A 5,217-nucleotide genomic window follows, 5' to 3' on the forward strand; every position below is an offset into this window, starting at 1 on the left:
ATGGGACAAGGACGATCTCGCCACCCTGGGTCTGATGAAGGTCGATGTGCTGGCGCTCGGCATGCTGACCTGCATCGCCAAGAGCTTTGCGCTCCTGCGCCGGCATCATGGGAAGAATTACGACCTGGCGACCCTGCCGAAAGAGGATCCGGCCATCTACGAGATGCTGGGACGGGCCGATTCCATCGGTGTGTTCCAGGTGGAAAGCCGGGCGCAGATGACGATGCTGCCGCGGCTCAAGCCAAAGAACTTGTACGACCTCGTGATCGAGGTCGCGATCGTGCGGCCGGGCCCGATCCAGGGCGGCATGGTTCATCCTTACCTGCGCCGCCGGAACATAGAGGAGCCGGTGACCTATCCTTCGCGCGAGCTGGAGGAGGTGCTGGGCAAGACCCTGGGCGTGCCGCTGTTCCAGGAGCAGGCGATGCGCATCGCCATCGTCGCGGCCGGCTTCACGCCCGACGAGGCCGATCGCTTGCGGCGCGCCATGGCGACCTTCCGGCATGTCGGCACCATCCACACCTTCGAGCAGAAGCTGATCGAGGGCATGGTCGCGCGTGGCTATGAGCGCGAGTTTGCCGAGCGCTGCTTCCACCAGATCGAGGGCTTCGGCGAATATGGCTTCCCCGAGAGCCACGCCGCGAGCTTCGCGCTGCTGGTCTATGTCTCCTCCTGGATCAAATGCCATTACCCCGAGATCTTCGCCTGCGCCATCCTCGACAGCCAGCCGATGGGCTTCTATGCACCCGCGCAGCTCGTGCGCGACGCGATCGAACATGGCGTCGAGGTACGGCCCGTCGATGTGAATTTCAGCGAGTGGGATTGCACGCTGGAATTACCCGATGCCGTGAACGATGGTCGTCCCATCAGCCCCATCGTTCACGGCGAAGGACGAGGGGAGCGTGAAATCATCCATGGCGGCCAGCCGGCGCCGGGCGTGAAGCGGCGACCCTATGCATTGCGGCTCGGCTTTCGTCAGGTGAAGGGGTTGGGCGAGACCGAGATGCGGGCCCTGGTGGGTGCCCGGGGCAATGGCTATGGCGATCCGATGGCGTTGTGGCGGCGCACCGGATTGCCGGAATCCGCCTTGACCACATTGGCTCGCGCCGATGCCTTCCGGTCGATGACGCTCGACCGGCGCGAGGCGCTCTGGGCCGTGAAGGGCTTGCCGGCGGCGCCCTTGCCTTTGTTCGAGGCGAGATTGGCGGAAGAGCAGGGCGAGGAGGAAGCGGTGACGCTGCCGGCGCTGACCCAGGGCGAGCATGTCGCCGAGGATTATGCTCATACGCAGCTCTCGATCAAACGTCACCCGATGGGGCTGTTGCGGGGCATCATGACGGCGGAAGGCTATCGATCCTGCACCAGTCTCCTCGCGGCGGAGAATGGCGACAAGGTCAAGGTGGCCGGCATCGTGCTGGTGCGCCAGCGCCCGGGCACGGCCAGCGGCGTCATCTTCGCCACGCTCGAGGACGAGACCGGCATCGCCAACATCGTCATCTGGCCCAGGACCTTCGAACGCTATCGCCGCGCCCTGCTGGGCGCCAATCTCCTGGGCGTCGTCGGCAAGCTGCAGCGCGAAGGCATCGTGACGCATTTGATCGCCGACCGGCTGATCGACCTGACCGGGCATCTCAGGGACATGGCCAGCCCCGAGCTCTCGCCGGCCTCGAGCCTCGCCCGCGCCGACGAGGTCAGGAAACCGGGCGAGGATGCGCGCAACCGCCAGATCGGCGACCGCGCGCGCTTAAAGCGCGATTCATCCTATCCATCGCGAAATTTTCACTAGACGGTCGCGACCGCGCCGACACAATTCAACATTCCTGCCCCATAACCGCAAATGTCACATGAGCCTTGGATTGGGCGAATCCGGGGGCCATATGTGGTTTTCGTGCAGATCCGCAGGCGCTCCCTGCGGCTCGCTGCCATCCTCATGGCCCGAAAGGTGATCCCATGAAAACGTCCGCCAAGAACGTCCGCCATCGCTTTCGGCAGAATCGCCCGCAAGCGCCGACGGCAAACACACCGGACAACGACTTGGTGGAGCAGTATCATCGCCTCAGGCAGGAAATACTGCTCGATGAGGCGCTCAAGGATACCTTCCCGGCCAGCGATCCGGTCTCGTCCTTCGATTTTACCTTCTAGCCCGGCGGATCATCGCGGGCGAAACTTGTCGCGTCGACGGCACTTCTACCCAGGAGCATGACGATGAAGATCAAGAGACAGGGCTCGGCCGCCTGGCAGGGCGGACTCAAGGACGGCAAGGGCAGCATCTCGACCGAGAGCGGCGCCTTGAAAGCCTATCCTTATGGCTTTGCCAGCCGCTTCGAGGGGCAGAAGGGAAGCAATCCCGAGGAGCTGATCGGGGCGGCCCATGCCGCCTGCTTTACCATGGCGCTCTCGCTGATCCTGGGCGAGGCCAAGCTCACCGCCACGCAGATGGACACGAGCGCCGAGGTGACGCTGGAGCAGGTCGCGGGCGGTTATGCCATCACCTCGTCGAAGCTGACATTGAAGGCGAAGATCCCCGGCGCGACCAACGCGACCTTCCAGGAACTGGCGGCGAAGGCCAAGGCCGGCTGTCCGGTGTCGAAGCTGCTCAATGCCGAGATCACGCTCGACGCGACGCTGCTCTCCTGAACCGGAACCGGTGGGCGGCGCAGCGCCCACCGATCGCCGGCTGTTCCCGTGAGTGAAAATCCAACGCCGCGTCCGGAGACCCGACGATGAAAATCCTGATGGTGCTGACCTCGCACGACCAGCTCGGCAATACCGGCAAGAAGACCGGCTTCTGGCTCGAGGAGTTCGCGGCGCCCTATTATGTGTTCCGCGATGCGGGGGCCGAGGTGACGCTCGCCTCGCCCAAGGGCGGCCAGCCGCCGGTCGATCCCAAGAGCGACACGCCCGAAGGCCAGACCGAGGCGACCCGGCGCTTCAAGAAGGATCCGGCGGCGCAGGCGCAGCTCGCCGATACCATCAAGCTCGGCACGATCAAGGCCCGCGAGTATGACGCCATCTTCTATCCGGGCGGCCATGGCCCGCTCTGGGACCTGGCCGAGAATGTCGATTCCATCGCGCTCGTCGAGACCTTCGCCAGCCTGGGCAAGCCCGTCGGCGCGGTCTGCCATGCGCCCGGCGTGCTGCGTCACACACGCTCGCGCGGCGCGCCGCTGGTCAAGGACAAGCGCGTCACCGGCTTCGCCAACAGCGAGGAGGAAGCGGTCGGGCTGACCAAGGTGGTGCCCTTCCTCGTCGAGGACGAGTTGAAGCGGCGGGGCGGCCTCTATGAGAAGGCCGCCGACTGGCAGAGCTTCGTCATCACCGACGGCAAGCTGGTCACGGGCCAGAACCCCGCTTCGTCGGATGCGGCGGCGAAAGCCGTGTTGAAGCTGCTGGTCTGAATTTTCAGTTCGGAGACCGACGATGAAAGCCTGGCCCGATCGTCGCATTCTCGATCTCTTTGGCATCGAGCTGCCGATCATCCAGGCGCCGATGGCAGGTGCGACCACGCCCGAGATGGTGATCGCGGTGAGCGAGGCGGGCGGCCTGGGCTCGCTGCCCACGGCGCAATACAGTCTCGATCAGATGCGAGATGCCGTCGGTGCCATCCGAAAAGGAACCGCGCGACCGATCAATCTCAATTTCTTCTGCCATAAAATACCGGCGCCCGATGGCGCACGGGCGGCAGCGTGGCGCGCGCGGCTCAAGCCTTATTATCTCGAGAAAGGTCTCGATCCCGAGACGCCGACGCCTGCGGCGGGCCGCACGCCTTTCGACAGCGATCTTTGCGGCTTGGTGGAGACCATCAAGCCCGAGGTGGTGAGCTTCCATTTCGGTCTGCCGGAGCCGGCGCTGCTGGCCCGCGTGAAGGCGACGGGTGCCAAGGTGATCGCCTCGGCAACGACGGTGGCCGAGGCGCGCTGGCTCGAAGAACGGGGCGTCGACGCGGTTATCGCCATGGGTCTGGAAGCAGGCGGTCATCGCGGCAATTTTCTCAGCCACGAGATGGCAAGCCAGGTCGGGACCTTCGCCCTGGTGCCGCAGGTGGTCGATGCGGTGAAAGTTCCGGTGATCGCGGCCGGCGCCGTCGCCGATGCGCGCGGCATCGTCGCCGCCCTGGCGCTCGGCGCCTCGGCCGTGCAGATCGGCACGGCCTATCTCTTCAGCCCCGAGGCGAAGCTCCCGGCCGTCCATTGCGAGGCGCTCAAGACCGCGGTCGATGACAACACCATGGTCACGAACGTCTTCACCGGCCGCCCCGCGCGCGGAATCGTCAACCGGCTGATGCGCGAGGTCGGGCCACTCTCAGGCGAGGCGCCGGCCTTTCCGCTGGCGGGCGCCGCGCTGGGTCCCTTGCGCGCGAAGGCGGAAGCGGCGGGCTCGGGCGATTTCACCAATCTCTGGTCGGGGCAGGCCGCGCGGCTTGCGCGCGCGATGTCGGCGGGTGAGCTGACCCGGACCCTCGCCGCGGAAGCGCTGGCCAGACTGGGCTCACCGTGAAACAGCGGCTCGGTCGGGATTGAACTCGCGATCATAGCTTCCCCCTGTGACGATCAAGGAGATCTGCCATGAATGCCGTCTCCGCCCATATGAGTTTCCCTGTCACCCATCACCGGACGACCCAGATCGATGGCGTCGAGGTTTTCTATCGTGAGGCAGGGCCGGCCGACGCGCCGGCGGTCGTTCTGCTGCATGGATTCCCGACCTCCTCGCATATGTTCCGCAATCTCATTCCCGCGCTCGCCGACCGCTATCGCGTGATCGCGCCGGACTATCCTGGCTTCGGTCTCAGTGCCATGCCGGATCGAAAGGCCTTCAAATACAGCTTCGCGACCTATGCCGACCTGATCGACAAGCTGCTCGAGAAGCTGGGCGCGACGCACTACGCGCTCTATGTGATGGATTATGGCGCCCCGGTCGGCTTCCGCCTCGCGCTCAAGCATCCGGAGCGCGTGACGGCGCTCGTGACGCAGAACGGCAATGCCTATGAAGACGGTTTGAGCGGATTCTGGGATCCTCTCAAGGCTTATTGGGCCACCGGCGCTGCCGACAAGCGCGAGGCTCTGCGGTCCGTCATGTCGCTCCACAGCACCAAGTTCCAGTATCTCGATGGCGTCAAGGATCCATCCCGGGTCGATCCCGCGACCTGGATCTATGACCAGCTGTTCCTCGACCGGCCGGGCAACATCGAGATCCAGCTCGATCTCATCTACGACTACC

General features: G+C 65.0%; 6 protein-coding genes. All 6 read left to right on the top strand.

Annotation, left to right across the window (positions count from 1 at the left end; all coding sequences use genetic code 11):
- Positions 1-1,786, top strand: a 1,786-nt coding sequence (locus ACREE8_RS11490; RefSeq protein ID WP_431573134.1) for an OB-fold nucleic acid binding domain-containing protein, incomplete at its 5' end; no start/stop codon positions are given.
- Between the two features lie 164 nt (positions 1,787-1,950).
- A complete protein-coding gene (locus ACREE8_RS11495; RefSeq protein ID WP_431573135.1) occupies positions 1,951-2,142 on the top strand; it encodes a hypothetical protein in 192 nt (63 codons plus the stop codon).
- A 63-nt stretch (positions 2,143-2,205) separates the two neighbouring features.
- A complete protein-coding gene (locus ACREE8_RS11500) occupies positions 2,206-2,637 on the top strand; it encodes an OsmC family protein (protein ID WP_431573136.1) in 432 nt (143 codons plus the stop codon).
- 86 nt (positions 2,638-2,723) lie between these two features.
- Positions 2,724-3,398 (top strand): type 1 glutamine amidotransferase domain-containing protein, encoded by a 675-nt coding sequence (locus tag ACREE8_RS11505; RefSeq protein ID WP_431573137.1) that lies wholly within the window; start codon positions 2,724-2,726, stop codon positions 3,396-3,398.
- Positions 3,399-3,420: 22 nt separating this feature from the next.
- Positions 3,421-4,497: an NAD(P)H-dependent flavin oxidoreductase gene (locus tag ACREE8_RS11510; RefSeq protein ID WP_431573138.1), complete on the top strand. Its 1,077-nt coding sequence runs from the start codon at positions 3,421-3,423 to the stop codon at positions 4,495-4,497.
- A 68-nt stretch (positions 4,498-4,565) separates the two neighbouring features.
- A partial coding sequence (locus tag ACREE8_RS11515) for an alpha/beta fold hydrolase (protein WP_431573139.1) occupies positions 4,566-5,217 on the top strand: 652 nt, incomplete at its 3' end.

The sequence above is a fragment of the Hypericibacter sp. genome (assembly GCF_050729195.1).
Lineage (GTDB): Bacteria > Pseudomonadota > Alphaproteobacteria > Dongiales > Dongiaceae > Hypericibacter.

What these genes read in the sequence shown, in the direction of transcription:
- ACREE8_RS11495 (WP_431573135.1), top strand. Translation starts at nt 1,951, where the DNA reads ATGAAAACGTCCGCCAAGAACGTCCGCCATCGCTTTCGGCAGAATCGC.
- ACREE8_RS11500 (WP_431573136.1), top strand. Translation starts at nt 2,206, where the DNA reads ATGAAGATCAAGAGACAGGGCTCGGCCGCCTGGCAGGGCGGACTCAAG.
- ACREE8_RS11505 (WP_431573137.1), top strand. Translation starts at nt 2,724, where the DNA reads ATGAAAATCCTGATGGTGCTGACCTCGCACGACCAGCTCGGCAATACC.
- ACREE8_RS11510 (WP_431573138.1), top strand. Translation starts at nt 3,421, where the DNA reads ATGAAAGCCTGGCCCGATCGTCGCATTCTCGATCTCTTTGGCATCGAG.